Annotated in this window: 28 protein-coding genes; 21 read left to right on the forward strand and 7 right to left on the reverse strand. The window is 64.3% G+C overall.

From position 1 onward, the window contains the following. Positions 1-35: 35 nt before the first annotated feature. Entirely contained in the window at positions 36-857 is an 822-nt protein-coding gene (locus E3T27_RS12365) for an FAD binding domain-containing protein (RefSeq protein WP_134573109.1), read from the reverse strand. Between the two features lie 264 nt (positions 858-1,121). Here E3T27_RS12365 and E3T27_RS12370 point away from each other — a divergent pair, with 264 nt between their 5' ends. Then, a complete protein-coding gene (locus tag E3T27_RS12370; RefSeq protein WP_241992240.1) occupies positions 1,122-2,615 on the forward strand; it encodes a dihydrolipoyl dehydrogenase family protein in 1,494 nt (497 codons plus the stop codon). On the opposite strand, the gene E3T27_RS12375 is transcribed toward E3T27_RS12370, so the two are convergent. Together E3T27_RS12375 and clpS are read right to left on the reverse strand one after the other, a co-directional pair. After that, positions 2,597-3,133, reverse strand: coding sequence for a DUF2017 family protein (locus E3T27_RS12375; protein WP_134573111.1), 537 nt, complete (start codon positions 3,131-3,133; stop codon positions 2,597-2,599). The two genes, E3T27_RS12370 and E3T27_RS12375, sit on opposite strands and share 19 nt — an antisense overlap. After that, positions 3,130-3,414 carry an ATP-dependent Clp protease adapter ClpS gene (gene clpS, locus E3T27_RS12380; RefSeq protein WP_104195795.1) on the reverse strand — a complete coding sequence of 95 codons (285 nt, stop codon included), beginning with the start codon at positions 3,412-3,414 and terminating at the stop codon, positions 3,130-3,132. The genes E3T27_RS12375 and clpS overlap by 4 nt, the downstream gene beginning before the upstream one ends. 96 nt (positions 3,415-3,510) lie before the next feature. Between clpS and E3T27_RS12385 the strand changes: the two genes are divergently transcribed. Next, positions 3,511-4,851, forward strand: coding sequence for a SufS family cysteine desulfurase (locus tag E3T27_RS12385; RefSeq protein ID WP_134573112.1), 1,341 nt, complete (start codon positions 3,511-3,513; stop codon positions 4,849-4,851). Further along, positions 4,848-5,327: a Fe-S cluster assembly sulfur transfer protein SufU gene (gene sufU, locus E3T27_RS12390; protein WP_104195797.1), complete on the forward strand. Its 480-nt coding sequence runs from the start codon at positions 4,848-4,850 to the stop codon at positions 5,325-5,327. Before E3T27_RS12385 ends, sufU begins: the two co-directional genes overlap by 4 nt. A 30-nt stretch (positions 5,328-5,357) precedes the next feature. On the opposite strand, the gene E3T27_RS12395 is transcribed toward sufU, so the two are convergent. The 4 genes from E3T27_RS12395 to E3T27_RS12410 are packed head-to-tail and all read right to left on the reverse strand — an operon-like array spanning position 5,358 to position 8,666. Continuing rightward, positions 5,358-5,756: a flagellar assembly protein FliW gene (locus E3T27_RS12395; RefSeq protein WP_134573114.1), complete on the reverse strand. Its 399-nt coding sequence runs from the start codon at positions 5,754-5,756 to the stop codon at positions 5,358-5,360. Beyond that, a complete protein-coding gene (flgL, locus tag E3T27_RS12400; protein WP_134573116.1) occupies positions 5,753-6,670 on the reverse strand; it encodes a flagellar hook-associated protein FlgL in 918 nt (305 codons plus the stop codon). The genes E3T27_RS12395 and flgL overlap by 4 nt, the downstream gene beginning before the upstream one ends. Positions 6,671-6,673: 3 nt before the next feature. Continuing rightward, on the reverse strand, positions 6,674-8,122 hold the full coding sequence (flgK, locus tag E3T27_RS12405) for a flagellar hook-associated protein FlgK (RefSeq protein ID WP_134573117.1): 1,449 nt from the start codon (positions 8,120-8,122) through the stop codon (positions 6,674-6,676). Between the two features lie 40 nt (positions 8,123-8,162). Further along, positions 8,163-8,666, reverse strand: a complete 504-nt coding sequence (locus E3T27_RS12410; RefSeq protein ID WP_338144901.1) for a flagellar protein FlgN — start codon at positions 8,664-8,666, stop codon at positions 8,163-8,165. Positions 8,667-8,938: 272 nt separating this feature from the next. Between E3T27_RS12410 and E3T27_RS12415 the strand changes: the two genes are divergently transcribed. From E3T27_RS12415 to E3T27_RS17380, 18 genes are all read left to right on the forward strand, one after another. Beyond that, the gene (locus tag E3T27_RS12415) at positions 8,939-9,763 is read left to right on the forward strand and encodes a sigma-70 family RNA polymerase sigma factor (protein WP_104195802.1); all 825 of its coding nucleotides are present in this window, start codon (positions 8,939-8,941) and stop codon (positions 9,761-9,763) included. Between the two features lie 191 nt (positions 9,764-9,954). Beyond that, positions 9,955-11,121: a flagellin N-terminal helical domain-containing protein gene (locus tag E3T27_RS12420; protein WP_134573119.1), complete on the forward strand. Its 1,167-nt coding sequence runs from the start codon at positions 9,955-9,957 to the stop codon at positions 11,119-11,121. A gap of 162 nt (positions 11,122-11,283) precedes the next feature. Next, the gene (gene fliD, locus E3T27_RS12425; RefSeq protein ID WP_134573121.1) at positions 11,284-12,663 is read left to right on the forward strand and encodes a flagellar filament capping protein FliD; all 1,380 of its coding nucleotides are present in this window, start codon (positions 11,284-11,286) and stop codon (positions 12,661-12,663) included. 11 nt (positions 12,664-12,674) lie between these two features. Beyond that, on the forward strand, positions 12,675-13,103 hold the full coding sequence (locus tag E3T27_RS12430; RefSeq protein ID WP_166786207.1) for a flagellar export chaperone FliS: 429 nt from the start codon (positions 12,675-12,677) through the stop codon (positions 13,101-13,103). Further along, positions 13,096-13,455 (forward strand): hypothetical protein, encoded by a 360-nt coding sequence (locus E3T27_RS12435; RefSeq protein WP_134573123.1) that lies wholly within the window; start codon positions 13,096-13,098, stop codon positions 13,453-13,455. Before E3T27_RS12430 ends, E3T27_RS12435 begins: the two co-directional genes overlap by 8 nt. A 157-nt stretch (positions 13,456-13,612) precedes the next feature. Further along, a complete protein-coding gene (locus E3T27_RS12440) occupies positions 13,613-13,954 on the forward strand; it encodes a flagellar basal body rod protein FlgB (RefSeq protein WP_134573125.1) in 342 nt (113 codons plus the stop codon). Continuing rightward, entirely contained in the window at positions 13,951-14,340 is a 390-nt protein-coding gene (locus E3T27_RS12445) for a flagellar basal body rod protein FlgC (RefSeq protein WP_134573127.1), read from the forward strand. Before E3T27_RS12440 ends, E3T27_RS12445 begins: the two co-directional genes overlap by 4 nt. Positions 14,341-14,393: 53 nt before the next feature. Then, on the forward strand, positions 14,394-14,654 hold the full coding sequence (gene fliE / locus E3T27_RS12450) for a flagellar hook-basal body complex protein FliE (protein ID WP_478213407.1): 261 nt from the start codon (positions 14,394-14,396) through the stop codon (positions 14,652-14,654). After that, positions 14,654-16,270, forward strand: coding sequence for a flagellar basal-body MS-ring/collar protein FliF (gene fliF / locus E3T27_RS12455; protein ID WP_134573131.1), 1,617 nt, complete (start codon positions 14,654-14,656; stop codon positions 16,268-16,270). The genes fliE and fliF overlap by 1 nt, the downstream gene beginning before the upstream one ends. Next, a complete protein-coding gene (fliG, locus tag E3T27_RS12460; RefSeq protein WP_104195810.1) occupies positions 16,267-17,283 on the forward strand; it encodes a flagellar motor switch protein FliG in 1,017 nt (338 codons plus the stop codon). The genes fliF and fliG overlap by 4 nt, the downstream gene beginning before the upstream one ends. After that, positions 17,273-17,890 (forward strand): FliH/SctL family protein, encoded by a 618-nt coding sequence (locus tag E3T27_RS12465; protein ID WP_104195811.1) that lies wholly within the window; start codon positions 17,273-17,275, stop codon positions 17,888-17,890. Before fliG ends, E3T27_RS12465 begins: the two co-directional genes overlap by 11 nt. Then, positions 17,887-19,224: a FliI/YscN family ATPase gene (locus E3T27_RS12470; protein WP_134573133.1), complete on the forward strand. Its 1,338-nt coding sequence runs from the start codon at positions 17,887-17,889 to the stop codon at positions 19,222-19,224. The genes E3T27_RS12465 and E3T27_RS12470 overlap by 4 nt, the downstream gene beginning before the upstream one ends. Beyond that, positions 19,221-19,715, forward strand: a complete 495-nt coding sequence (fliJ, locus tag E3T27_RS12475) for a flagellar export protein FliJ (RefSeq protein ID WP_134573135.1) — start codon at positions 19,221-19,223, stop codon at positions 19,713-19,715. The genes E3T27_RS12470 and fliJ overlap by 4 nt, the downstream gene beginning before the upstream one ends. Further along, the gene (locus E3T27_RS12480) at positions 19,712-20,395 is read left to right on the forward strand and encodes a C40 family peptidase (RefSeq protein WP_134573137.1); all 684 of its coding nucleotides are present in this window, start codon (positions 19,712-19,714) and stop codon (positions 20,393-20,395) included. The genes fliJ and E3T27_RS12480 overlap by 4 nt, the downstream gene beginning before the upstream one ends. After that, the gene (locus E3T27_RS12485; RefSeq protein ID WP_166786208.1) at positions 20,392-22,032 is read left to right on the forward strand and encodes a flagellar hook-length control protein FliK; all 1,641 of its coding nucleotides are present in this window, start codon (positions 20,392-20,394) and stop codon (positions 22,030-22,032) included. The genes E3T27_RS12480 and E3T27_RS12485 overlap by 4 nt, the downstream gene beginning before the upstream one ends. 12 nt (positions 22,033-22,044) lie before the next feature. Next, complete coding sequence (locus tag E3T27_RS12490; RefSeq protein ID WP_134573141.1) at positions 22,045-22,527, forward strand: flagellar hook capping FlgD N-terminal domain-containing protein; 483 nt, start codon at positions 22,045-22,047, stop codon at positions 22,525-22,527. Between the two features lie 80 nt (positions 22,528-22,607). Continuing rightward, entirely contained in the window at positions 22,608-23,810 is a 1,203-nt protein-coding gene (locus E3T27_RS12495) for a flagellar hook protein FlgE (protein WP_134573143.1), read from the forward strand. Positions 23,811-23,943: 133 nt separating this feature from the next. Then, the gene (locus E3T27_RS17380; RefSeq protein ID WP_420898067.1) at positions 23,944-25,296 is read left to right on the forward strand and encodes a site-specific integrase; all 1,353 of its coding nucleotides are present in this window, start codon (positions 23,944-23,946) and stop codon (positions 25,294-25,296) included. Positions 25,297-25,345: the final 49 nt, after the last annotated feature.

Raw genomic sequence — 25,345 nt, forward strand, 5'->3', positions numbered from 1 at the left:
GGCGCCGACAGCCTCGATTTTCGCCTGTTCCAGCGTCATTGGCGGCCTCCGGCCAGTTCGAGTTCGACGCGAATCTCTTCGCCGAGCAGCAGACCCATCGCGCGTCGCCAGTCGGCGGCGCCGTGGGCATCCGTGAACCAGCAGTCGATCGCGGTGATATCACGGGCGAGAACGTGGGCGGCGGGTAGCGCCGGGTAGCGCAGCTGCACCGGTCGCAGCGTCGCTGCCGTCACTGTGAGCACGAAAGCACCGAGCGCGTCCAGTCGGCCGGCGAGCACTGCGCCCGAGCGCCCGAGCGGCGACAGGGCAATCTTGCGGTACGCCGTCTGCGCCTGCAGCGAGGCGAGCGGCACGTGAATGGAGCGCAACACATCGCCGTCGGCGAGCGCATTGGTCATGTTGCCGGTCACGAACGAACGGGCCGGCACGATGGCGTCGCTGCCGTCAGCCCGCCAGACCAGCAGTTCGGCGTCGAGGGCGACCGCGAGGGTGGTCATGGGGCCGGCCGGTAGTGAGGTGGCCAGGTTGCCGCCGACAGTCGCGACGTTCCACACCTTGAAGGACGCGAACAGGGCCGTGCAGCACTGGTAGAACAGCGGATGCGCCGCCCAGCCCACCCGCATCGGCAGCCGGGAAAGCTCGGCGAAGGTGCATGTGGCGGCAATCTCGAGACCATCCGCGGTGATCGTGAGCGCCGGCCACCCCAGGGTCAGCAAATCGACGAGTGCCGTGAGGTGCACGCGCGGGTCGGCGAACAGCTCGGATCCGCCGGCTAGCGGTACGACGCTCGGCCCGAGCGCGATGAGGTCGCTGCGCTGCCGTGCTGCGGTGATGTGGGTCAGGGTGCTGAGGTCCATATGTCTTCCGTGGCATGTCGTGAAGCCAATTTGAGAGGCGGTGGCGCATCCGCGCAAGCGTCACTGGCACACGGTTTGACGGCCCGGGGCGAACCAGCCGTGGTAACGGGTGCCCCACCGGGTCGCGACCAGACTACCTGTGGAGGCCCGGGATTAGCAGGGAAGAGAGCACCCCCAAACAGGGGTGTCTCGGTCACTTTGGCGCAGGTTGATTCCCAGCCGACACTGTCAGTATTTCGTCGATTACGACGGTGGGAGACCGAGATGACCGCTGCCCCAACCCCCGAACACACGATGCCGTTCGAACAGCAGCATGCTGATGTGAGCGGGCTCGTTCCTGATCATTTCGATGTGGTCGTGATCGGTGCCGGCCCGGCTGGAACGGCTGCAGCCCTGCGTGCGGCGGAGCTGGGCGCATCCGTCGCCGTCTGCGAATCTGACCGCCTGGGCGGCACGTGCGTGAACACCGGATGCGTACCCACCCGCGTGCTGGCGAAAACGGCTCGGCTCATGCGAGAGATTCGCACCGCCGACGCCTATGGCATCTCAGTGACTGAACGCCCGATCGACTGGCCGGCCACGGTCGCCCGCGTACGGCAAACAGTCGACCGGGTGCGTGTGATGAAAAATGAGGCAACGCGGTTCGCTGACGCCGGTGTGGAACTCATTCTTGAGGGACGCGCCAGGTTTCTGGATGCCTCCACGCTCAGGCTGGAGTCTGGGCGCCGGGTGACGGCCGGTGCCGTACTGGTATGCGTCGGTGGTCACTCCCGGCGGCTGCCGGTTGCCGGAGCCGAGCTCGCAACGGTACCAGAGCACCTGCTCGACCTCCCGAATGTTCCCGCTCGCCTGGCCGTGATCGGTGGCGGAAACACCGGAGCCCAACTGGTCACTGTGTTTCGTTCCTTCGGCTCGGCTGTGACCCTGCTCGATGTTGCCGGCCGCGTGCTCGCTACGTCTGACGAGTCCGTTTCGCAGGCTGTCGCCCAGGCTTTCGTCGAACAAGGTGTCATTGTCCGACTGGGAATTGACGGTATTGACGGACTGCAACGCGCCCCTGACGGCTCGATCACCCTCACCTGGCGTGAGAATGGACTCGAAAATACAGGCAGCTTCGACGCGGTGATCATGGCAACCGGCTGGCCGGCAGATATCAGTGACCTCGGACTGGAAAATACCGGTGTGGTCACGACGAGGTCGTCCATTCCCGTCGATGCGAATTTTCGAAGTTCGATACCGCACATTTTCGCCGTTGGTGACGCCAACGGCCAAGACATGCTCGTGCAGGCCGCACAATTCGAAGGAGAGGCCGCAGCCGAGAACGCCGTGCTGGATGCCAACCGACGAACCCCGCACCATCTGCTTCCTGCGGGCGGGTTCACCGATCCGGACTACGCCGGCGTCGGCCTGACCGAGGTTGACGCCCGGAGTCGCGATGAGCTGTGCGTCGTCACGGTGGTGCCCTATTCGCTGCTGGATCGGGCGGTGATCGACGATCGGCAACGGGGATTTCTCAAGCTCATCGCCGACCGCCGGCATGAGCTCATTCTCGGTGCCCACGCGGTCGGTGAGAACGCCGTCGAGGTCATCCAGTCCGTCACGACGGCGATGGCCGCCGGGATCGACTTGGCCACGCTGGCAAACGTGCGATTCGCCTACCCCACCTACAGCGCAGTGATCGGGCTCGCTGCCCGGGCCCTGCTGGCCGAGCAGGCCGATAGCGCGGTCACGTTGGACGGTCAGACGTCGATCGCGTAGACCAGTTCTTCCTGCAGCATGCCCAGCCATTCATAGAGTTCGCGCAGAAACGGAGTGTCCTCGGTGGCGAGGTGCACGACTCCGTCTGGGGAGATCTGCAATCGATCGGCGAGGGTCAGGCGCAGGTCGGTGAGGCTGCGCAGCCAGGCCTGCACGGCGTCGGAGTCGATACTGACCACGACCGGTTGGCGATCGCCGCTGTCGGGCGTGGCGGTATCCGGTTCGCTGGCACCCAATGAGTCCAGCACGATCTGGGCATTCAGGGCTTTGCGTTCGAGCAGGCCGTTCGCCGTAAAGCGGCGAAACTCGGCCGCCGCTTCGTCGTCATCTCGGTAGGCGTCGGGCAGTAGTCGGCCGAAGACTCCGTCGCTCGCGGCGAGCTGCGGGTCGGTGGTGCCGGAGTCGAGCATTTCGAGAAGCTGGGTGGTGGCCAGGCGTAGGAGGTCTGCTTCGATCGGTTCGAAGCGGCCGAGCAACCGGCCGTCCTGCTGCGGCGTGAAGCGCCGGGGCACGCTCATTCGTCGGCCTTCGCGAGTGTCGCCCAGAGACCATAACCGTGCATGGCCTCGACGTGGCGTTCCATGGATTCGCGATTGCCGGTAGCTACGACGGCCCGGCCGGTGTTGTGCACCTGCAGCATGAGTCGTTCGGCTTGCTTGGGGGTGACACCGAAATAGCTGCGAAAAACGTAGGCGACATACGACATGAGGTTGACCGGGTCGTCCCAGACCAGGGTCACCCACGGCCGGTCGAGTGATACCTCCTCGCGCAGCTCGGTGTTTTCGGCAGTCTTAGTCATCCCTCAAGCCTCACATGCTACCGCCGGGTTTTCCACCGCTGTGTCATACTCCGCTTTGCGGTGCCCACGTTCGGGGCGAGGGAATATCCTTGGGGTATGACGTCTTTTGCCCCATCGTCCGCCAACTCTCCAGCCCATGCCGCCCAGCACCCAAAATTGGCTCCGCTGACCAACATTGACGTTGAACGCATTCGCAACGACTTTCCGGTGCTGCACCAGACGGTGAATGGGCATCCGCTCGTCTATCTCGACTCGGGAGCGACCTCGCAGAACCCGATCAGCGTGATGGAAGCCGAGCAGGAATACTACGAGCAGCGAAACGCCGCAGTGCACCGCGGAGCTCACACGCTCGCCGTCGAGGCAACGGAGGGGTTCGAAGCCGCCCGCGACAAAGTAGCCGCTTTCGTCGGCGCAGGGACCGATGAGATCGTCTGGACTTCCAACGCCACCGAGGCCATCAATCTGCTCGCCTACAGCTTCTCCAACGCCTACCTCGGCCTCGGCGGCCCGGCCGCGCGCCGGTTCAGCCTGGGCACCGGCGACGAGATCGTGGTCACCGAGATGGAACACCACGCCAATCTCATTCCCTGGCAGCAACTGGCGCAGCGCACCGGGGCCACCCTGCGTTTCATTCCCGTGCTCGATGACGGCAGCCTCGATCTGCTGGCCGCAGCGGATATCGTCGGTCAACACACGAAGCTCCTCGCCTTCACCCATGGCTCGAACGTCACCGGAACCATCAACCCGGTCGCCGAACTCGTGGCGCTGGCTCGTAAAGTCGGGGCACTGGTCGTGCTCGACGCCTGCCAGACCGTGCCGCACCTGCCGGTCAACGTGAAAGCGCTCGATGTGGACTTCGCCGTCTTCTCCGGCCACAAGATGCTCGGCCCCACCGGCATCGGCGCGCTCTATGGCCGGGCCGAGCTGCTCGCCGACATGCCGCCATTTCTGACCGGCGGATCGATGATCACCACCGTGGACATGCACACTGCCGAGTTTCTCGCGCCGCCGCAACGCTTCGAAGCCGGTACGCAGCGCATCTCGCAGGCGATCGCGCTGGCGGCGGCCGTCGACTACCTGAGCGAAACCGGCATGGATCGGGTCGCTGCCTGGGAAGCCCAGCTGGGCCAGCGCCTGGTCGCCGGGGTTGCCGAGATCTCCGGCGTACGCCTGCTCGGCCCCGGGCTCGGCGTGGAACGGCTCGGGCTCGCCGCCGTCGATGTCGCCGGAGTACACGCCCACGATGTCGGCCAGTTTCTTGACGATGCCGGCATCGCCGTGCGGGTGGGCCACCATTGCGCCCAGCCGCTGCACCGCCGGCTCGGTGTGACCGCATCCACCCGGGCAAGCACCTACCTCTACAACACCACCGACGAGGTCGACCTGTTTCTGGCCACCCTCGCCGAAGTCGCTCCCTTCTTCGGTGTCAAGCCATGAGTGACCTGCAGCAGCTCTACCAGACGATCATTCTCGAGCACGCGAAGGCCCGCCACGGGGCGGTCGAGCTCACGCCGCTGGCCGACGCCATAGCGATCGGCACGGCGAGTGCCCTGCGGGTGGCCGAATCGCACCAGATCAACACCACCTGCGGTGACGAGGTCACCCTACGTGTCTCGATCGACGCCGAGACGGTCACCGACCTGGTCTGGACCGGTGAGGGCTGCTCGATCTCGCAGGCATCCGCTTCTATTCTCACCGACACCCTGCGTGGCCTCAGCACGATCGAGGCACGCGCCCTGCTCGACAACTTTCGCGAGATGCTGCGCTCCCGCGGCAAGATCGAGCCCGACGAGGAGATTCTCGGTGATGCCGCCGCGTTCGGGGGAGTGTCGCGCTACCCGGCCCGGGTCAAGTGCGCCATGCTGCCCTGGGTCGCCTTCGAGGCTGCGCTGATCGACGCCGAGTCGCGCTAGCCGAGTCGTGCACCGGGTAACCAGTCGAAGCTAGGCGGCAAGGGCGCCGAGCTCGGCGTGCAATGGCCAGTCCTGGTCATCGAGGATGACCTGGGCGCAGGCACCGGTGTGGGCGTTGACCACGATGGGAGCCATCAGGTTCACCGTCGTGGTGCTCTCGCCGGGGTTGATGACGACGAGCACGAGAGCGTCGTCGGGCGTCGTCAGCGACAGGGCCATGGACTGCTCGTTGGAGATCGCCGGGGTGTAACTCGGCAGAAAGATGGCCGCGTCGAGCACGAACAGGCGCGTGGTCGGCTGAGCGGATGCCTGCAGGGAGTACAGACCAGCGGCTCCGTCGATCTCGTCGAGCACAAAGTCGGTGAGCGGAGCCAACCCGGGTGGGGGAGACACAAAGCTCAGAGTCGGACTGGTGAGAGTACTGCTCATGCGAGAAAGTCCATCAGTGTCGGTTGGAGCACACGGGCAGTGACAGCGAGCGCAGCCTGATAGGTCATTTCCTGGAGTTTCAAATCGAGGATGACCTGGCCGAGGTCGGCGTCTTCAATGCCGGAGCGCTGGGCATCCAGTGTGCCGGCTTTTTCGAGCAGGGTGGACTGGGCGCGTTCAATTTGTACTTGGCGGGCGCCGATTTCTGCGTGCTGACCAACCATGACTGCCATCCGTTCATCAATAGTCGTAAGACGTGCTCCCACATTAACGGGCGGCGTCGAGCGCAAGTCTCGCACGATGTCGTCGAGCAGGTCGAACACCGAGCCGGAGCCCGGGCTGGTCGGAGCGTCGAAGATCGCGCCGCCGTCGGCGTCGACCCGCACGGTGCTGGTGGCGCTGATGCGCCGTTCGACGCTGCCCGTGCCACCCATATAGTCGTATGTCTCCGGGTTCGTGCCCAGCGCGATAAACGCCGTGGCATCATCCGAATTACCGGCAAAGACGCTACGGCCGAGAAACGTCGTGTTGGCCTGGGTCGCGAGGTCGGTCTTGAGACCTTCCAACTCGACGGCGATCGCCTCCTTCGCGGCAGCCGTGAGCGCTCCGGAGTTCGCGCCCTGCACCGTGAGGTCGCGCACGCGGTTCATGATGTCGGTGGCCGATGACAGGGCAGAGTCGATCGTGGTCAGCCAGTTGTTGCCGTTGTCAGCATTGGCGCTGTACTGGTCGACCGCGCGTATCTCGGCCCGCACCGACATCGCGGCTGCGGCGGCGGTCGGGTCGTCGGAGGAACGATTGATGGTTTTCAGTGTGCTGGCTTGTTCCTGCAAGCGCGCCAGCTGGCTCAGGTTCTCTTGAAGATTGCGCTGGGCCGCGCGCATCTGGGTCTGGTTGGTCACTCGATCGACCATGATCTACCTCCCAACCAATCCGGTGCGGTTGATCAGGGTGTCGAGCATTTCGTCGACGGCCGTCATCATGCGAGCCGCTCCTTGGTACGCGTGCTGGAACATGAGTAGGTTCACGTTTTCTTCGTCGAGGTCGACCGAGGAGTTGGCCAGTTGTTGGTTGGCGGCCCCCGACGACATCGAGCTGGCCAGCGCTGCCGACTGCAGCTCGCTCTGAGTGAGCACGCCGGTCTTCGTCACGAAGTCCGACCAGACCGTGCTCGGTGACACGATGACGCTGCCATCCGGAGCGAATCCGGCGCCCAGCTGGGCGATTGCATCCGCTATTGTGCTGTCGTACGCGCCAGAATCATTTGACGCGCGAACGGCCATATCAGCGGATGCCTTCGGCACAATACTGAGAGCCTGCGCGGCCGGTGTGCCCGCCGCGATGGCGAAGAACTTTTGCTGGGTCTCGCCGGCTTGCGTGAAGCCGGTCTCGTAAATATCGTTGACCTTTTTGGCGAGGTCCTGGGCGAACGAATTATAAGCATCTGCGGCTTCGGCCAAAGCACCACCCGTGGCCAGAGTGTCTTGACTGGCTGGGCCCAGCAATGACAGCGCGCCGGCGATTTCGCCGCCATCTACTGAGACCGGTGTCCGAGCACTGCCTCTCCACTCAAGCTGCACGGACACGTTGTCCTGCATGACCCGTGCACCAGTGACGTCTAGCTGATGAGCCGTTTCCCCAGAGACGAGCGCGTTACCGCCCACGAGCACGTTCACGGTGCCGTCGGCCTGCTCGGTGACGGTGGCTCCGGTGAGGGCGGCGATCGTGGTGGTGAGGGAGTTGCGCTGGTCGAGCAGTTCATTGGCCGTACCGCCCGTGGCGAGGCTCTGGCGAATCTGCACGTTGAGCGCGGCGACCTGAGTGGCCGCGCCGTTGAGTTCGGAGACCATATTGTTTAGGTCGGTGCGCACCGATGTCCACTCAGTCGAGACGGCCCGGTAGCCCTCCGAGATCTGCGTGACCAGTTCGCCAGCGGTTCCAAGCAGCAGCGCGGCGGGAGCGGCTGTGTCCGTGCCATTGGACAGTGTCTGCCAGCCGGCCCAGAATTCGTCGAGCTTGGCGGAGATGCCATTCTCGCCGGGTTCATTCAGCGAGTCTTCGATCGAGGCGAGCGCATTCGCACGTACCGCCGTGTAACCGGCGGTTGCCGCAGTGGCTCGCACCCGCGAGTCGAGTTGGGTGCTGGCGAGGCGTTCGATCCCGACCAGGGCTACCCCTTCACCGACTCGAGCGCCCTGCGAAAAGACGCCGGTCGATGCCGTGGCGCCGAGAGCAGAGGTTGACACGCGTTGCCGGGTGTAGCCGTCTGTATTGGCGTTGGCGATGTTCTGCCCGACCACGTTCAGGCCTTGCCGCGCGGCGACGAGGCCAGTGTACGCGGTGTTCAAACCGCCGAAAGTGCTCACCGGGTGGTCCAGTCCTGTCGCTTATAGGTCATAAGGTGCCTTAGAGGTTGCGGTCGAAGATGCGAGCGACGGTTTCGGGAGCGGCGGTTGCGCCACTCGCATCATAGGTACGGGTGTTGACGTTCAACGTGCTCAGAGTCTCCTGAGTGGAGCGAACGGCTGCACGAATAAATCGTTCGTTCGTGTCCCGCAGTTCCCTGATCTGCAGGGTGAGATCGCCCATGGCCTTCAGGTGAGAGGCAAAGATTTCGCCCCACGGGCCGGCCGGGGAGTGTGCAGCGAGTTCGCTCAGGGTGGCGTCCTCGGAAGTGCCCCACTGGGTGGCCAGCGCAGCGACTTCGACCGTGCGGGCGAGCCCTGCTTCCCGTACCAACATCAAAACCTGTTCGACTTCCCGTGTGGCGTATTGCAGCCAGCGCGATTTGCCGCCCTGGAGCAACAACTGCTCCTCCTGGAGTTTAAAGATGAGGAGCTCCAACAGCTCGCGTTCGCGCCACAGCAGCGCAGACAGTTCATTGGCGCCCATGACCACTCCACCCATCATTTTTGGCCTAGGCCAGCGTCACACCAATGCGTGCCGTCCGGTTCATTCGTGACCACTATCGGCCACCGTGTCATGCCGGTTAGGGAATTCACGGTGAGAATAGCGAGCGTGTCCTCTAAAGAGAGGACGAAACTATGCCATAAATGGGCATTAAGTGGTCCCCATTTGCCCACAACTGGGGTAGCTTTGACCCTGAGGCCGATGTGCCTCGCGTTGGGGTGATCAGGTCATCTCCCCACGCTGGAGACACGTGACATGTTTCGGGGGCCGCTGTGAATCGGAAAGACCGTAATGCGCTTGTCGTGGAGAACCTGCCGCTTGTCGGCTATCTCGTATCCGAGGTTTGGGCCAAAGCTCGTCACCTTTCCCGCGACGACCTCGCGTCGGCCGGCGCCCTGGCACTGATCACATCCGCGGATGCCTTCGATCCCGCTCTCGGAGTTCCCTTCGGTGCCTTCGCTCGCCGCCGCATTATCGGCGCTTTCGCCGACGACATGCGCTCGAGCGACTGGGCAACCCGCTCGGCTCGCCGTCGCATCAAAGAAACACTCGCCGTACAGGACACGCTCTCGGCAGCGCTCGGGCGCACCCCCCGTGTGAACGAGATCGCTGACGCTCTCGGCGTCGACCGCGACACCGCAGCGGCGGGCCTGGCCGATGCGGCCCGCACCCTCTCGGCCCTCGACGACACAACCGCCGAGTTTCTCGTGGCTGATACGGCCATGCCAGAAGAATCACTGCTCTCCACCGAACGCCTCGTCTACCTGCGTGCAGCGGTCGGCGCCCTGCCCGACAAGATGCGTGCCATCGTCGAGCAGGTCTATTTCGACGATCGCTCGGTCAAGGACATCGCGGCTGAGCTCGGCACCACCCACTCCGCCGTGTCGCAAACGCGCGCCGAAGCGATTCGCCTGCTGCGCGACGGGCTGGTCACGCACTACTCCGACGAGACCGTGGCAGAGTTCAAGCCGGAGTCCCGCATCGCGCCGGCCCGCCGCAGCGCTTACCTCGCCCGCCTCGCTGGCCTGGCAAGCGTGGGAATGACTCGTACCGCGCAGGAACCCCAACGTCTCGACACCGCCCGCGCTGCATCCTGACTCTTTCCTGACGCTGCACGTCGGCGCCGGCGGTGGCGCCGCAATCGCGCACGCTCGCCAGTGAGCACTACGCACGGTGCTGACAAAACAGTCCCTGCGGATTTCTAACCCGCCTCCGAAACTGGCCGATAGCTCAAAGTGCTGGCCCATGGATGGGCCGGTGTATTCGACCCAATCACGGAGGATTCATCATGGCCATGCAGGTAAACACAAACATTGCGGCGAACAACGCGTACCGCAACCTCGCAACAACACAGAACGACCTGTCGAAGTCGCTGGAGAAGCTTTCCAGCGGTCTTCGCATCAACCGTGCAGCGGATGACGCCGCCGGCCTCGCAATCTCGGAAGGCCTGAAGTCGCAGGTCGGTGGCCTCACCGTCGCTGCCCGTAACGCTCAGGACGCCGTCAGCGTCATCCAGACCGCTGAAGGTTCGCTTAACGAAGTGCAGTCCATTCTGCAGCGCGTTCGTGACCTCGCCGTTCAGGCCGGTAACGACTCGAACAACGCAGACTCACGCCAGGCGATCACTACCGAGGTAGATGCGCTCCGCGAGGAACTGGTTCGTATCAGCGATTCGACCAACTTCAACGGCACCAAGCTCCTCGCAGGTGGTGCTGACCTCAGCTTCCAGGTCGGCGCGAACGGCGACGCGAGTAGTCAGATCGCAGTCAAACTTAGTACTGCGAACGTCAACACTGTGGTCAACGCACTCAAGGGGTTGGACGCCGATGGAGTTGCACTGAAAGGAGCAGTTCAGAACCTTGATGTTCAAGTTAAGTCAGCCACTCTAACGACAGTAAGTATCGCTCAGACCGGTGGAGAAACCAAGACGATCGATCTGCTGGCTACCGATTCTGACGCAAGTGTACTGAAGAAGCTGCAGGCCGGTGTGGGAAGCGAATTCACGGTGACCGCTGGTACAGTGGCGGGCAAGTACAACATCTTGTCGAACAACACGGCGCTGACTAATACGACAGACAACAAGATTGTGGTTTCCGGCACGGCCGCTACCGATGTGACGGATGTCTCTTCCGCGAACGCCGTTGGGGACGTTAAATTGGACTTCTCGACTGCAGACGGAGCCGCCGCTGCGATCGGCGTATTGGACAAGCAGCTGACAAGCGTCTCGAGCGCCCGTGCAGACCTCGGTGCTTCGCAGAACCGGTTCGAAAGCGTCATCAAGAACCTGGCCGTCTCCAAGGAGAACCTCACCGCTGCCGGATCGCGTATTCGCGACACCGACATGGCTGAAGAGATGGTCAAGTACACCCGTGCGAACATCCTGTCGCAGGCCGGTACCGCCATGCTCGCGCAGGCGAACCAGTCCAACTCAGGCGTTCTGCAGCTCCTCCAGTAACACCCGCTCAACCGCACGACCAGATCGATCCTGATCTGAGCTTGGTGGTGGCCGAGGCGCGTTTTGGATACGCGCCTCGGCAGCCCCAAGCTTTTTTCACACAGCACGGGCATCTGCTCTGTCAGAATGCACCAGAGCACTAAACCAAGAGAAGGTCACGCAATGTCTCTCGCAGTCGATGGCCTGATCAGCGGCCTGGACACCACCGCGCTCATCAACTCGCTGATGACCCTCGAGGCCGGCCCGCAGAATCAGCTGAAGGCCAGGGTTTCCAGCTCGAACACCCTAGTAACCGCGCTCCAGGGGTTGAATACCTCAATCGCCTCGCTCGCCACGCTCGCCAACAAGAGCGCCACGACCGACTCCCTCAATATCTACGCTGCTACGAGCAGCTCCGCGACGGTGACGACCTCCGCGTCGAGCAACGCCGCCACCGGCTCGCTCGACATCGTCGTCGCTCAGCTCGCGCAGGCCCAGTCGGGCGTCACCGCCGCGATGACCGAAGCATCGACCGTCGACTACACCCTGGTCGCAAACGACGGCACCGAAACAGCAATCACCGCCGCCACGACCGCGCTCGACGACGTCGTCACGGCCATCAATGCGGCAGAGGCCGGCATCACCGCCACCAAGATCGCCTCCGGCACCGACGCCGCGGGCGTGACGCAATACCGTCTCCAGCTGATTGCCGACGAAACTGGCCGGAACGGCGCCTTCGCGCTGCATGCCGGAACCTCCGCCATGGTGGCCGATGGCACCTCGAGTAACGTGCTCACGGCACCCGGTGCCGCGCTGATCCGCACCGCCCAAGACGCCTCGGTCACCCTGTGGAAGGGCACCGCCGCCGAGCAGGCGATCACGTCGTCCACCAACACCTTCGCCGACCTGCTGCCGGGCGTTGCGGTCACGGTGTCGGCCGTGTCGGCGGAGCCGGTCACGGTGAGGGTGAGTCGTGATGATGCGGCGGTCAGCTCGCTCGCCAAGGGCCTCGTCGATTCACTCAACGGTGTCTTCGCGCTCATCTCGACGAAGTCTGCCGTTGTGAACAGCACCGACAGTACCGGAAAAGCTATCGTCTCGGGCGGAGTGTTCAGCGGCGACAGCACCGTGCGCGATGTCAAGCAGCTCATTCTGAACGCGGCGTCGTCTCCAGTCGACGGCCGCTCACCGAGTGAGATCGGCATCAGCATCACCAAGACCGGCACCCTGCAATTCGATGCTGATAAGTTCGCCACGGCGATGAAGGACGAGCCCGAGTTCGTCAAGCGGGTCCTCAGTGAGATCTCCAGTCGCGTCGCTACTGCTGCCTCGAGTGCTTCCGACAAGTACGACGGCATGATCACATCGAAGATCACCGGGCAGGAGTCTCTCGTGAAGAGCCTCGGCACCCAGATCGACAGCTGGGACCTTCGACTGGCATCGCGCCGGTCTACCCTCGAACGCACCTACGCTGCGATGGAAGTACAGCTCAGCAACATGAACGCTCAGTCGGCCTGGCTCACCGCCCAGGTCAGTGCCCTGACCAGCTCCACCTCGAAATGATGACGATGACCATGAGTGCAGGATCCAATGCCCAGCGTTCGCGCTACAACCGCGACGCGGTGCTCTCAGCCACCCCGGTTCGGCTGCTCACGATGCTCTACGACCGCCTGCTGCTCGACCTGAACCGCGCCGAAGCGGCCCAGCAGCGTCAGGACTGGCAGACGGCGTCAGACAATCTGCTGCACGCCCAGGCAATCGTGTCGGAGTTGAGCACGTCGCTCATCGTCGAGGCGTGGGACGGCGGCGAGGGACTCTTCTCGCTCTATACCTATGTCTCCACCGCTATGGTCAGCGCGAACACCAGCCGCAATCCCGCCCGTACGCACGAGTGCATCGTGCTGCTCGAGCCGTTGCGGCAGACCTGGCACGAAGCGGCCGATCTGCTGCCGGCCACGCCAGCGCCAGCCACAGGCCGAAGCGGTGAGCTCGGCATTGGCTAAGACCGCCACAACGGATGCCGCCGCTCGCGTCGCATGGGCGGCCGCCCTTGGCGCGCTCGAACTCTCGCTTGATGCTGCGGCGCGAACCATTGCGGTGTCAACCATGTCAGGGTCAACCAGCGCAGAGGGGGAACTCGCGTCGGCACTGACGACCTGGACACCACCGGTTGGCCTCGGCGCCCTGCCTGCCGATTTCGCCGTTCGAGCCAGTGATTTGCTCACCAACCAGCAAAAAATCATTATCGAGCTCGAACAAGCGCGTAGCGTCACTCTCAAACACCTCACGGCCGTGCGGTTGGTACCTTCGAAGCGCGATGCGCGGGCATCCGTTTATCTGGATGTTGCCGGTTGAATAACCGCCATCACCCGTAGCGCAACAATCCGGGAGAATGTTCTCACGAACTGCTTACGGTTCTGTCGGGCTGACCGATAGCAAGTGGTGAGCACGGAGTGCTCATAATCAGGCCAAGGATCGGCCGACGTGTCTTTCGTCGACGAAGCGGGTACGAATGCTTGATTCCGTGACCTCCCTAGCCCTCACCAGCGCATTGGACGGTCTGGCCCTGCGCCAGCGCACGATCGCGAACAACATCGCGAATATCAATACGCCCAACTATCACGCAAAGGTCGTCTCCTTCGAGAGCGCTCTGGCCCAGTCAGTCGCCGATGGCAGTGGCCTGGCGGCGGCCACAACCGAGCGCTCACTCGATCCGACCCTGCTGAACGGCAACAATGTCAACCTCGACACCGAGACCCTCGCCAACATCGACGCGTTGCTGCGCTACCAGTTCGCGGCTCGGGCAGTCGAGGGGCCGGCCACGTCAATGCGCGCCGCGATGAAGACCGCCTGATGGTCGACGCCATCGGTATCGCCGGAAGCGGAATGACCCTGCACCGCAAATGGCTCGACGCCATCGCCGACAACCTCGCCAACGCCAATACCGCCACGGCAACCAACGACGCTGCTTTCCAGGAACGCTACATCGTGGCGCAGGAAGGAGCCGGCAACGTCGGAGCCAGCGCGAGTGCCGCATTTGGCGGCGCTGAGGGAACCCTCGTCTACGAGCCGGAGCATCCTTTGGCCGATGCCGACGGTTACGTGCGGTACCCCGAAATCGACCTGGCGAAGCAGATGGGCAACCTCATCATGGCCCAACGTGGCTACCAGGCCAACGCCGCCGTCGTCGACCGGGCCAAGACGGCCTACGAAGCCGCACTACAGATCGGACGTGGCTGATGCCGCTCAGCGCTATCAACGCAACCACCGCCGCAACGTCGCTCTCCGGAGTCATGGGCACTTCTGCCACGACCCCCACGCAGCGCATCGATGGCTCCGGCTTCGGCACCGCGCTCTCGGGCGCCGTCGACAATCTGCAGCAGCTGCAAGGAACGTCGAACGCCCTCGCCATTCAGGCCGTGACCGGTGACCTCAATGACATTCACACCGCCACGATTGCGTCTACTCGCGCGCAGGTGACCATGGAACTCGTCGCAGCCGTGCGTAACAAAGGCGTCGACGCGTTCAACGAGATCATGAGGATGCAGGCCTGATGCCCCGGCAGGTCACCAGCGTGTTCAAGCGCTTCGGAAACGCTATTCGCGAGTTCACCATCGCCCAGCGCACGGTCGCCATCATTGGCGTCGCGGTGCTCGTACTCGGCATCGCCGCGCTCAGCATGTGGGTGACCAAGCCGGCATTCACGCCCCTGTTCTCCGGCCTCAGCGGCGAGGACGCCAATAGTATCGTCGAACAGCTGAGGGCTGACGGTGTGGAGTACGAACTGGCAAATGGCGGCGCCACCATTCTGGTGCCCGAAGCGAACGTCTACGACGAACGCATCAAGGCGGCTTCGGCCGGCCTGCCCACATCGAGCACCGGGGGATATTCCCTGCTCGACACCATGGGTGTCACGTCGAGCGAGTTTCAGCAGTCGGTAACGTATAAGCGCGCACTCGAGGGCGAACTTGCCAAGACCATCGGTGCGCTCGACGGCGTTCAGATTGCTTCGGTACGGCTGGCGATCCCCGAAGACAGTGTGTTCGTATCGGAGAAGAACGACCCGACGGCCTCCGTTTTCGTTGAAACTGAAAACGGCGTTTCGCTCTCCAACGACCAGGTGCAGGCGATAGTCCACCTGACGAGCGCCTCGATCGACGGCATGGCCGCAGCCGACGTAGCTGTCGTCGACTCGACCGGCGCCGTTCTCTCCGCCGTTGGAATCGGCGCCACGGGGGGAGCGGAGCAACAGGCCTCTGACTATGAATCTCGTGTCGGCAACGCCGTGCAGGCCATGCTCGACAAGGTCGTCGGTGCCGGCAACTCCACCGTCGTTGTTGCTGCCGACATGAGCTATGAATCAGCCGAACGGGTGGAAGAGTCGTTCACCGCCCCGATCGAGACTCCGGCCCTCAACGAATCCGTTGACACGGAAACCTATACGGGAACCGGGGGCAACGCCGCCGGTGTGCTCGGTGCAGAGGCGGCCGTCGCGGCCGATGGTGCCACCGACGGCACGTTCTCAAGCGAATCGACCACCCGCAATAACGCGGTCAATAAAGTGACCGAGAGCCGTACTATCCCGGCCGGGGCAATCACCCGACAGACGGTCTCCGTGGCCGTCGACGCGGATGCCGCCGCCAATCTCAACGTGGTCGACATCACGTCCCTCGTCACCTCCGCTGCTGGAATCGACGCCATTCGCGGTGACGCAGTCACCGTCGAGGTCATGGCCTTTGACACCGCCGGTGCGGCAGCGGCAGCGGCGGCGCTCCAAGCGGCAGCGGATGCCGCGGCCGCCGAACGGTTCGCCGATATTCTGCGGGTGTCCGTGATCACCGCCGGCATTGTCATCACGCTCGTTGTCAGCCTGATTCTGTATGCACGCCGATCACGGCGCCAGAGCCGGGAATCGGTCGAGATCGGTGACCTTGCCCCAGTGCAGGACGCGCTCGGTGAAGTGCCGACACCGCTGTCGGTCACCGCGTCACCGGCAACCCTGTTCCTTGACCAGGGCAATGACACCCCGACCCAGATCCTCCCGACCGTGGCGTTCGTGCCCAGCGACACCGACATCCGTCGTGCAGAAATCGACGCGCTCGCCCAGAGCGACCCGCGCAGCACCGCGGAGTTCCTGCGCGGACTCATGGACGATCGGCAGCCAGCATGAGCGATGTACTCACGGTCTTGAGCGGCACCCAGAAGGTCGCCGTCGTGCTCATGAACATGGACCGTCAGCGCGCGACCGAGGTCATGAAAGAGTTCAGCGATATCGAAGCCGAGGTCATCGCGGGCGAGATTGTTCAACTGCGCAACGTCGATCCGGCACTGGCCGAAGCCACGCTGAACGAGTTTCACGAAATTAGCCTCAAGGGCCGCCGTCTGTCCAGGGGCGGGCACGACTTCGCGATCGGCCTGCTCGAGGCTTCCTTCGGCGCTGAGCGCGCGGCGGGCGTCATGAACCGGGTCGCCACGTCGATGGCCGGCAAAGCTTTCGAGTTTCTGGACCCATCAGAGCCCGGCGACGTACTCACCCTGCTCGATGGCGAAATGCCCCAGACCGTCGCTCTCGTTCTGGCGCACTTGAGGCGCGATCAGGCATCGGCTGTTCTGGCCGGCATGGAAGCCAGTTTGCGCACCGACGTAGCGCAATGCATCGCCACGATGTCCAGTGCGACCCCCGAGGCCATCCGCATCGTCACGGACACACTGAAACTGCGCACCGGCAAGATCGTGGCTCGCGCCAGCGCAGAAGTCATCGGCGGTATCCAGCCGCTCGTTGACATCATCAATCGAGCGGATGCCGCTACCGAGCGGGCGCTGCTGGAAAGTCTCGAAGAACGCGACCCCGCCCTCGCCGAAGAGATTCGTTCACGCATGCTCACTTTCGCCGACATCGTCAAGCTCGAAAGCCGGGACGTGCAGCAGGTACTACGCGGAATTGACACGAATGTGCTGGCCCTGGCGATGAAGGGCAGCACCGACGCCGTCATCGAGGTCATTCGGGCCAACCTCTCCGAGCGCAACCGCGATGTGCTCGACGACGAGACCAAGAGCCTCGGTCCGGTGCGCATGCGCCAGGTCGAAGACGCCCGCGCCGAAATCGTGCGCGCTATTCGCGATATGGAAGCGCAGGGAAATATCACGGTGCAGCGCGGTGCCGAGGACGAATATGTCAACTGACACCGGGTTCGGCCGTATGGCTTTTCCGCGTTTGCACGACGAAGAACAGGACCGTGCTGCCGAGCAGTCGCGCGCAGAAGGCCACGCCGCCGGCTATACCGAAGGGCTGCGCCTGGCCGCAGGGGATGTCGCGCGCCGCGCCGAAGAGATCAACGCCGAACACGCCGAAAACGAACGCTACGGTGAAACGCAGATCGACCACGTGGTGCGTTTGCTCGCTGCCGCCGCCCGAGCCCTCGACGAACGCAGCATCCCACTTATTCAGCAGGCGGAATCCACCCTCGTGAACACGTCGCTCGAACTGGCCGAAGCCATTCTGGGCTGCGAACTCAGCCACACCGAGCCGTCGGCTCGCCGGGCTTTGGAACGCGCCCTGTACCAGCCTGACCAACTCGATCGCAGCGAGGTCCACAGCATTCGCATGCACCCGGAGGACCTTGTCGTGCTGCACGCGCAGACGCGGGCGCTGGAGAGCATCCGCTTCGTCGCCGATTCCGAGCTCAAGCGCGGAGACGCCATCACGGAATTCAGTGACGGGTTTCTCGACGCACGCATCAGCACGGCGTTCGCCCGCGCGAAGGCCGCCCTTGCCGAGGTCGAAGCATGATCACAGCCTGGCGTCCACGCACCGCGCAGCTCGCACAAGCGATCGAAGCCGGCCGCCCTGAGCGGGTCGGTATCGTGTCGTCCATCGTCGGGCTCGGCGTGGAGGTGCGTGGCCTGCGCTCGGCAATCGGCGACATTGTCACTCTCGACGCCCGTCCAGGCCACGAAGGAATCGATGCGGAGGTCGTCGCCACGACCCAGACCAGCATTCGGTGTATGCCGCTTGGCCGTATCACCGGGTTGCAGGCGGGGGCCCGGGTGCGATCAGCCGGTTCGTCCCTGCTCGTGCCCACCGGTCGCGGCCTGTTCGGGCGCGTCATCGACGGTCTCGGCCGCCCGATCGATGGCAAGGGACCGCTCGATTCCGACGGTGCCGTTTTGCTCGAACACGACAGCCCGTCGGCCATGCACCGGGCACGCATCACGACCCCGCTGCACCTGGGCGTACGCGTACTCGACACGCTCACGACGGTCGGTCGCGGCCAGCGCATGGGACTGTTCGCCGGTTCCGGCGTGGGAAAGTCGTCATTGCTGTCGATGATCGCTCGTGGAACGGATGCTCAGGTATCGGTCATCGCGCTGGTGGGGGAACGCGGGCGTGAGGTTCGGGAGTTTCTCGAAGACGACCTTGGCCCGGAAGGCCTGGCCCGTTCCATCGTCGTGGTCTCCACCTCAGACGAACCCGCAATGATGCGGTTACGCGCCGCGTTCACCGCGACCCGCATCGCCGAATCGTTTCGCGATCAGGGCGCCGACGTCATGCTCATGATGGACTCGCTCACCCGCGTCGCCATGGCCCAGCGCGAAATCGGCCTTTCGGTCGGCGAACCGCCGGCTACCCGTGGCTATCCGCCGTCGACTTTCTCGGTGCTGGCCCGACTCCTCGAACGCGCCGGAACTGGTGAAACCGGCTCGATCACTGGAATTTACACCGTGCTCGTCGACGGCGATGACCACAACGAACCGATCGCAGATGCGGCGCGGTCTATTCTCGACGGTCACGTTGTGCTCGACCGTAAGCTTGCCGTCACCGGCCATTTTCCGTCGGTCGATGTGCTCGCCTCCATTTCTCGCGTTGCCTCGCGGGTGAACAGTCCGGAACGAAACGCGATCGCGACGGCCCTGCGCACGGTGATGGCGGCCCGTCAGGGCGCCCAGGACCTGCTCGACGTCGGAGCGTATCGGGCCGGCACCAACCCAATGGTCGATGCGGCCGTTGAGAATGACTCGGCCATCAAAGCTTTCCTACAGCAGCGGATGAACGACCAGACTCCCAGCGAGCAGGCCTGGGCCCAGCTCACCCGACTGACCCGTGCGTTCGGGGCTGTCGCATGAGCCGCCTCTTTCCTCTTGCCGGACTGCTGCGATTGCGCAAGCTGCAGCAGGACCAGGCTGCCCTCGACCTGGCCGAAGCGAACGCCCGGGTGGCGACGATCGAGGCCCGCCATGGGCGCGCCCGCACTGCGCTCGGTTCCCTCGGCAATTCCCCGCAGACCATCGCTGCTCTCAACGCCATGGCCGCGGCGCGGTCGTCGTCGCGCAGCATGCTTGCCGAGCTTGAAGCCGTTGGCCGCAACCACCAGGAGAGCCTGGACTCGGCCCAGACTACGTACAACGCGGCCAGGGCCGAGTCGGTCGCGCTCGAAAAACTGCACGAGCGGCACGCTGCCGCGCTGCTGGCGCAAGACCTGCACGCCGAGCAGACCGTGCTCGACGAAATTGCCGGGGCGCGGTGGCACCGCTCCCATCCCGGTACGAACAATACCGCCACGAACAGTACCGGCACGAACAATACCGCCACGATGAACGAGGAGGAGACACCATGACGATGATCGCGGCCATGGGGCGAATCAGCCAGATCCAGGCCACACTGCAGCAGCTCTCCAGCGTGGCTTCAGACCGGGTACCGACAACGGCTACAGCGACAACGGCCACAGCGGCGACGACCGGTGCGGCATCCGCTTCGGCTGGTAGCTTTGCAGCGACCCTGGCGGCGGCGCTCGGCACTGCCGGCACGACCGCAACCAGCGTGACCGGATCGGGCACGGGCGCAAGCGGCACTGACGTGGTCGCCTCCGCACAGAAATACCTCGGCGTGCCCTACGTGTTCGGTGGTGAAGATTCCAGCGGAATGGACTGCTCCGGACTCGTGCAGACCGTCTATGCCGATATCGGTATAGAACTGCCGCGACTCGTGTCGGGGCAGATGAAGATGGGAACGGAGGTCGCTTCCCTTGCGGAAGCCCAGCCGGGCGACCTCATCGTCACCAGTGGTGGCGACCACATTCTCATCTACGCCGGCGACAACAAGGTCATTCACGCGCCGTATCCAGGCCGCACCGTCTGCCTGCGCGAGGCGTATATGACGGATGCCGACATCACCACCATCCGCCGCATCATTCCGACCGACACCGCTGTCACGGGCGCCGGCCCTGCCGACATGCTCAACGCAGCCTTTACCGCTTTCGCCCAGCAGAACCCAACAGTCACGGGAAGCGCACTATGACTCTCATTCTCGGTCACTTTCGCCCAGCCGCAGCGCCGTCTGCGCCCGTCGCCGCGCGCGAGACGAGGTCGGTGTCGCCGGGCGCCGATGCCTTCGGGTCGATCATGGATGACGCCCTTGCGGGGCGCACTGGCGCTTCATCGGCCCCGGAGCCGACGGAGCCGCCGGTGTCGACGGAGCCGCCGGAGCCGACGGAGCCGACGGGGGATCATGCTGCGGATTCCACAGCCGGTTCGACGTCGTCGTTGTCCGTAGTGCACCCTGATTTCGTCGCAGCGGATGCCACCATTCCGGTCGTCCCCGTGTCGTTCCCGGCGGCTTTTGCGTGGGATAATACGGCCGCAGTGGTAGCCGACGGCACTGGCCATTCGGTAACCTCCGTTTCGGCTGCTCACTGGAACGCACTCGATGCGGCGGCACCTGTCACGGCGGCCGTTGCGGCACTGGCCGCAACGGCAGGTACGTTCGGTGTCACGGCGGGTTCAGCGGCCTCGATTGCTTCGGCCGCCGTAGCAACGATCCCCGCACTTCGTACGCCCGACCCTGCAACAAGAACTATCGCTGTTGTACTCCCCACCGGCGATGCGGGCGCAGCAGCCCCGACCGCCACGACGTTCGCCTCCGTCGTCGTCGCAGCTCCGACCGCTGCGGCTCAAGCGGCGGCGGCCTCGAGCCGTGCCACCGTCACGGCAGCGTCCGCGGCTGATGCCACACCCACGGCGTTCACCACGGCTGAAGTCACAGCGGATGTCACAGCGTCTGTGACAGCGTCGACGGCTCCGCCGCCCGCCTCAGCAATCTCCGGAGTGGTAACTGCGTCACGTGTCCCGGCAACTGCGGTAGGTGTCCCGGCAACTGCGGTAGGTGTCCCGGTAACTGCGGCAGACGTCCCGGTAACTGCGGCAGACGTCCCGGCAACTGCGGCAGGTGGTGCGGCGCAGGCTGGTGCGGCGCAGGCCGGTGCGGTGCAAAACACTGCCACGCTGAACACCGCGGTTACCATCGCGGGGGCGTCTAGCTTCGCGGTGCCCGAGTCCGTACGGCTGACCGGGCGAGGCACCGACGCCGTTGCCGACACCGACACCGACGCCGTCGCGCACTCGGCATCATCGGCGCCCGCGGCATCCGCCCTGCCCACTGCTGGGGCCATCGGGTTGCCGGCCGTGGTGTCGACCCCCACAACCGCTGGAGTGGCCGCGCCCGCTTCGGTCAACGCCATGCCGCTCACCGCCCAGATCATGAAGCCACTGTTCTCGCTCACCACCGCGGCCCCCGGTGAGCACGTGCTGACCATCAGCGTGTCGCCCGACAATCTGGGACCGGTCACCGTGCGGGCGCATGTGACGGGGGAGGGTATTCGGGTGGAGCTGTTCGCTCCTACAGACCTGGCCCGCGACGCCCTGCGCGTGATTTTGCCCGACCTACGTCGTGACCTCGCCGGTTCCGGGCTGAGCGCCCAGCTCAACCTGTCGTCCGATAGCCAGGCCGGCGATCCGAGCGCCACCCGTCAGCCGCGCTCCGAGGCTGACGCACGCAATAGCGACGCTCGTAGCGCAGACGGCCGAGCACCGGATACTCCGCGCGAGCAACGACCACCCCAATTCGGATCTACCCACACCATTGACGTACTGGCTTAGAAGGAGAAAACCGTGACTATCGACGCCCTGGCGGCCACTGCCGCCGCTCCGACCGGAATGTACTCGTCTACAACTACGACGCGCACCCCCAAACAGTCCATGGACTCGGAGGTGTTCATGTCGCTTCTGGTGACGCAGTTGCAAAACCAGGATCCCAGCTCCCCGATGGATACCAACGAGATGATCGCCCAGACTACCCAGCTAGCCATGATGGAAAAGCTCACCGAAATGGCCACCGCGAGCGAGGAGGGCTTCTCCTTACAGATGCGCACCTCGGCGACAGCCCTGGTGGGGGAGACGGTCACCTATACCGACGCCGACGGCGTCGAAATCACAGGGCTCGCTTCGTCGGTATCATTCGCCGGCCCCATTCCCACGGTCACCGTCAACGGTGAACCTGTGGCCCTCGACGTCATCTCCGGCGTGACCAGCCCCACGGTCACCGACGACACCTCAGTCGCTAAAGACTCCGCGGAGTCGACCACCGCGGCCTGACCCCCGGCCCCAAGCCCAGCGATCCCGTCACTTCACCAACTTCACCACGTACTCCTTCTTTCTCGAAAGGCTTGCATCTCATGCTTCGTTCTCTCTACTCCGGTATCTCTGGCCTTCGTTCACACCAGACCATGCTCGACGTGACCGGCAACAACATCGCCAACGTCAACACGACGGCGTTCAAGGCGTCTGCCACTCAATTCCAGGACACCCTGTCGCAGTTGACCGAGGCCGCCGGCGGCGCCACGGCCACCACCGGTGGTACCAACCCGGCCCAGGTCGGCCTCGGTGTGCAGGTCGCCGGAATCTCCACGAACTTCGCCCAGGGCTCCGCGCAATCTACCGGCAAGACCACCGACCTTATGATTTCCGGCGATGGCTTCTTCATCACGTCTCTCGGCGGTGAAAGCCTCTACACCCGCGCCGGTTCCTTCAATTTCGACTCGGCCGGCCGGCTGGTCTCGCCCGACGGCGCGATCGTACAGGGTTGGGGCGCCGTCAACGGCGTCGTCAACGCTGGCGGACCGGTCAGCAACATCACGCTACCCGTCGGCGCGATTGTTCCCGCGGTCAGGTCACTCAGCGCGACCTTCACCGGAAACCTGCCAGCGGATTCCCCGGTTGGCGAGTCCCTTGTGCGCACCGTCGATGTCTACGATGACCTCGGCAATTCCCGAACGGTGTCACTGACGTTCACCCGCACCGGCCAGCCCGGCGCTGATGGCTGGATTGTGTCGAACACGAATGACGACGCTGCTCAAACCCTGCAGCTCACCGCTGAGGTCGACGCGCAAGGCAAGGCCACGGGTAATTTCACCAGCTTGAATAACCTGACGGTTGACGAGATCGCCATGGACCTGAGCGCCCTGAAGGGCTTCGCCGGTCTCCCCACCGTTGCCGGCAACACCGACGACGGCAGCGCGGCCGGTACGCTCAACAGCTACACGCTCGGTGCCGACGGCACGCTCATCGGCCTGTTCAGCAATGGCGAACAGCAGGCCATCGGTCGCATAGCCCTGGCCACCTTCGTCAACCCCGGCGGGCTCGAGAAGGCTGGCTCCTCCGCGTACCGCGCGACCTTCAATTCCGGTGGCGCCGAACTGGGCACCCCGGGCGCGGCTGGCCTCGGCTCCCTCACCAGCGGTGCGCTCGAAATGTCCAACGTTGACCTCTCGCAGGAATTCACCAACTTGATCGTCGCCCAGCGCGGCTTTCAGGCCAACGCCCGAATCATCACCACCTCAGACGAGGTCTTGCAGGAGCTCACCAACCTGAAGCGGTAAATCTCCGGGAATGTCGTCTGTCTCCTAATCCAGAGCTGCTCCAAGTCATGGTCCCGGGTAAATACCGGGACCATGACTATCCCTCAATTCTGCTTCACGTCATACTGGTGTCACTCAGAACGAGAGGCTCCAAATGCGACGGGTTCGGATCCAACAAGGCGGCGTCTGGGACCCCGACCTCATCGAACAGGACCTCGGCCAACCCCCGCTCGACATCCCACCCCTGCTCGCCCCCGTCCTCACCATCGACGGCCACATCGAACCTGACGCCTCAGCATGGCTCGCCTACGTCGCCGCCCGCACGGGCGGTCCCTACAGCACGAAGACGTCCGCCAGCTACGCCGAAAGCCTCTCCCAGTACGTCGCCTTCCTCGTCGACCGAAACACTTCTCTCCGCGGCGCCACCAACAGACACATCGTGGCTTACGTCAACCAACGCACCGTCAACGACCAAACCCGCGTCGCCGGAACAACTTGGAGCCGCGACCGCACAGCCATTAAGCAGTTCTACGTGTGGCTGCGCGACACCCACCGCATCCAAGTCCCCATCACCCTCGACAACATCCGGACGCCCCGAGGCGTCGTAACCTCCATGCGTGAAGGCCGCAACGTACCAAAGGCCAGCGCCGCCGGCACCCCCCTTGAGCCACCACAGATTGACGAACTCCTCGGCACCGCCTGGATCCACGGCGCCAACCGCGCCACCACCGGAAGCCTCACCGGCGCCCGCGACGCCGCCTTCATCGCACTCGGCGTCGCCTGCGGCGGCCGCGTCGACACACTCGCCCACCTCACCATCTACGAACTCCCCGACCAAAGCCGCCCCGGCGACCTCGTCGAGATGTACCTCCCCGGCGCGACCAGCAAAATCCGCCGCGAAGTGCGCCTCCCAGCCTTCCGCCACCACCTACAACGCGTCCACGACTACGCCAACCCCGACGGTGGTTCCCGCAACGCACTTCTCAAAGGCTGGACACCAGCCGACCCCATTCACGTCGCCCAACTGCCCACACCCACCTTCCGCGGCATCATCGACACCACCGGCACCGCCCGGCTCTTCAACACCATGACCGCCAGCGAACGCCGCCGCCTCGTCACTCCCAGCGGCGAACCCGCCATGCTCTTCATCTCCACCCGCGACGGCGCACCACTGCAATACGCTACCGCGCAAGAGATCACCGGAGACGTGTCCGCCATGGCCGAAACAAACGCCCACAAGCGCGGCACCTTCTTCCCGCACGTCCACAGTCACGACCTCCGCCACACCTACGCCACCCATCTCGCCGCGCTGTTCTTCCTCGGCGTCGCCACCGGCGCCGGCCGTGACATGCACGGCAACCCCCAACGCGTCGACATCCGCAGCGCCGTTCAAGACCCAGCAACCGCCGCACGATTGCGGTGCGGTTCGTCCAGGGGCATGCCCGCGCGGCCACAAGGCGATATCGACCGGTCTGGACGGGTCAGCCGTCCCGCGCGTCACGGGTGATGCAATCTTCGATGTAGTTGGTGTCGCGATCGAAGGGCTGGCCGGGTTC

The sequence above is a fragment of the Cryobacterium lyxosi genome, from assembly GCF_004403345.1.
Classification (GTDB): Bacteria; Actinomycetota; Actinomycetes; order Actinomycetales; family Microbacteriaceae; genus Cryobacterium; species Cryobacterium lyxosi.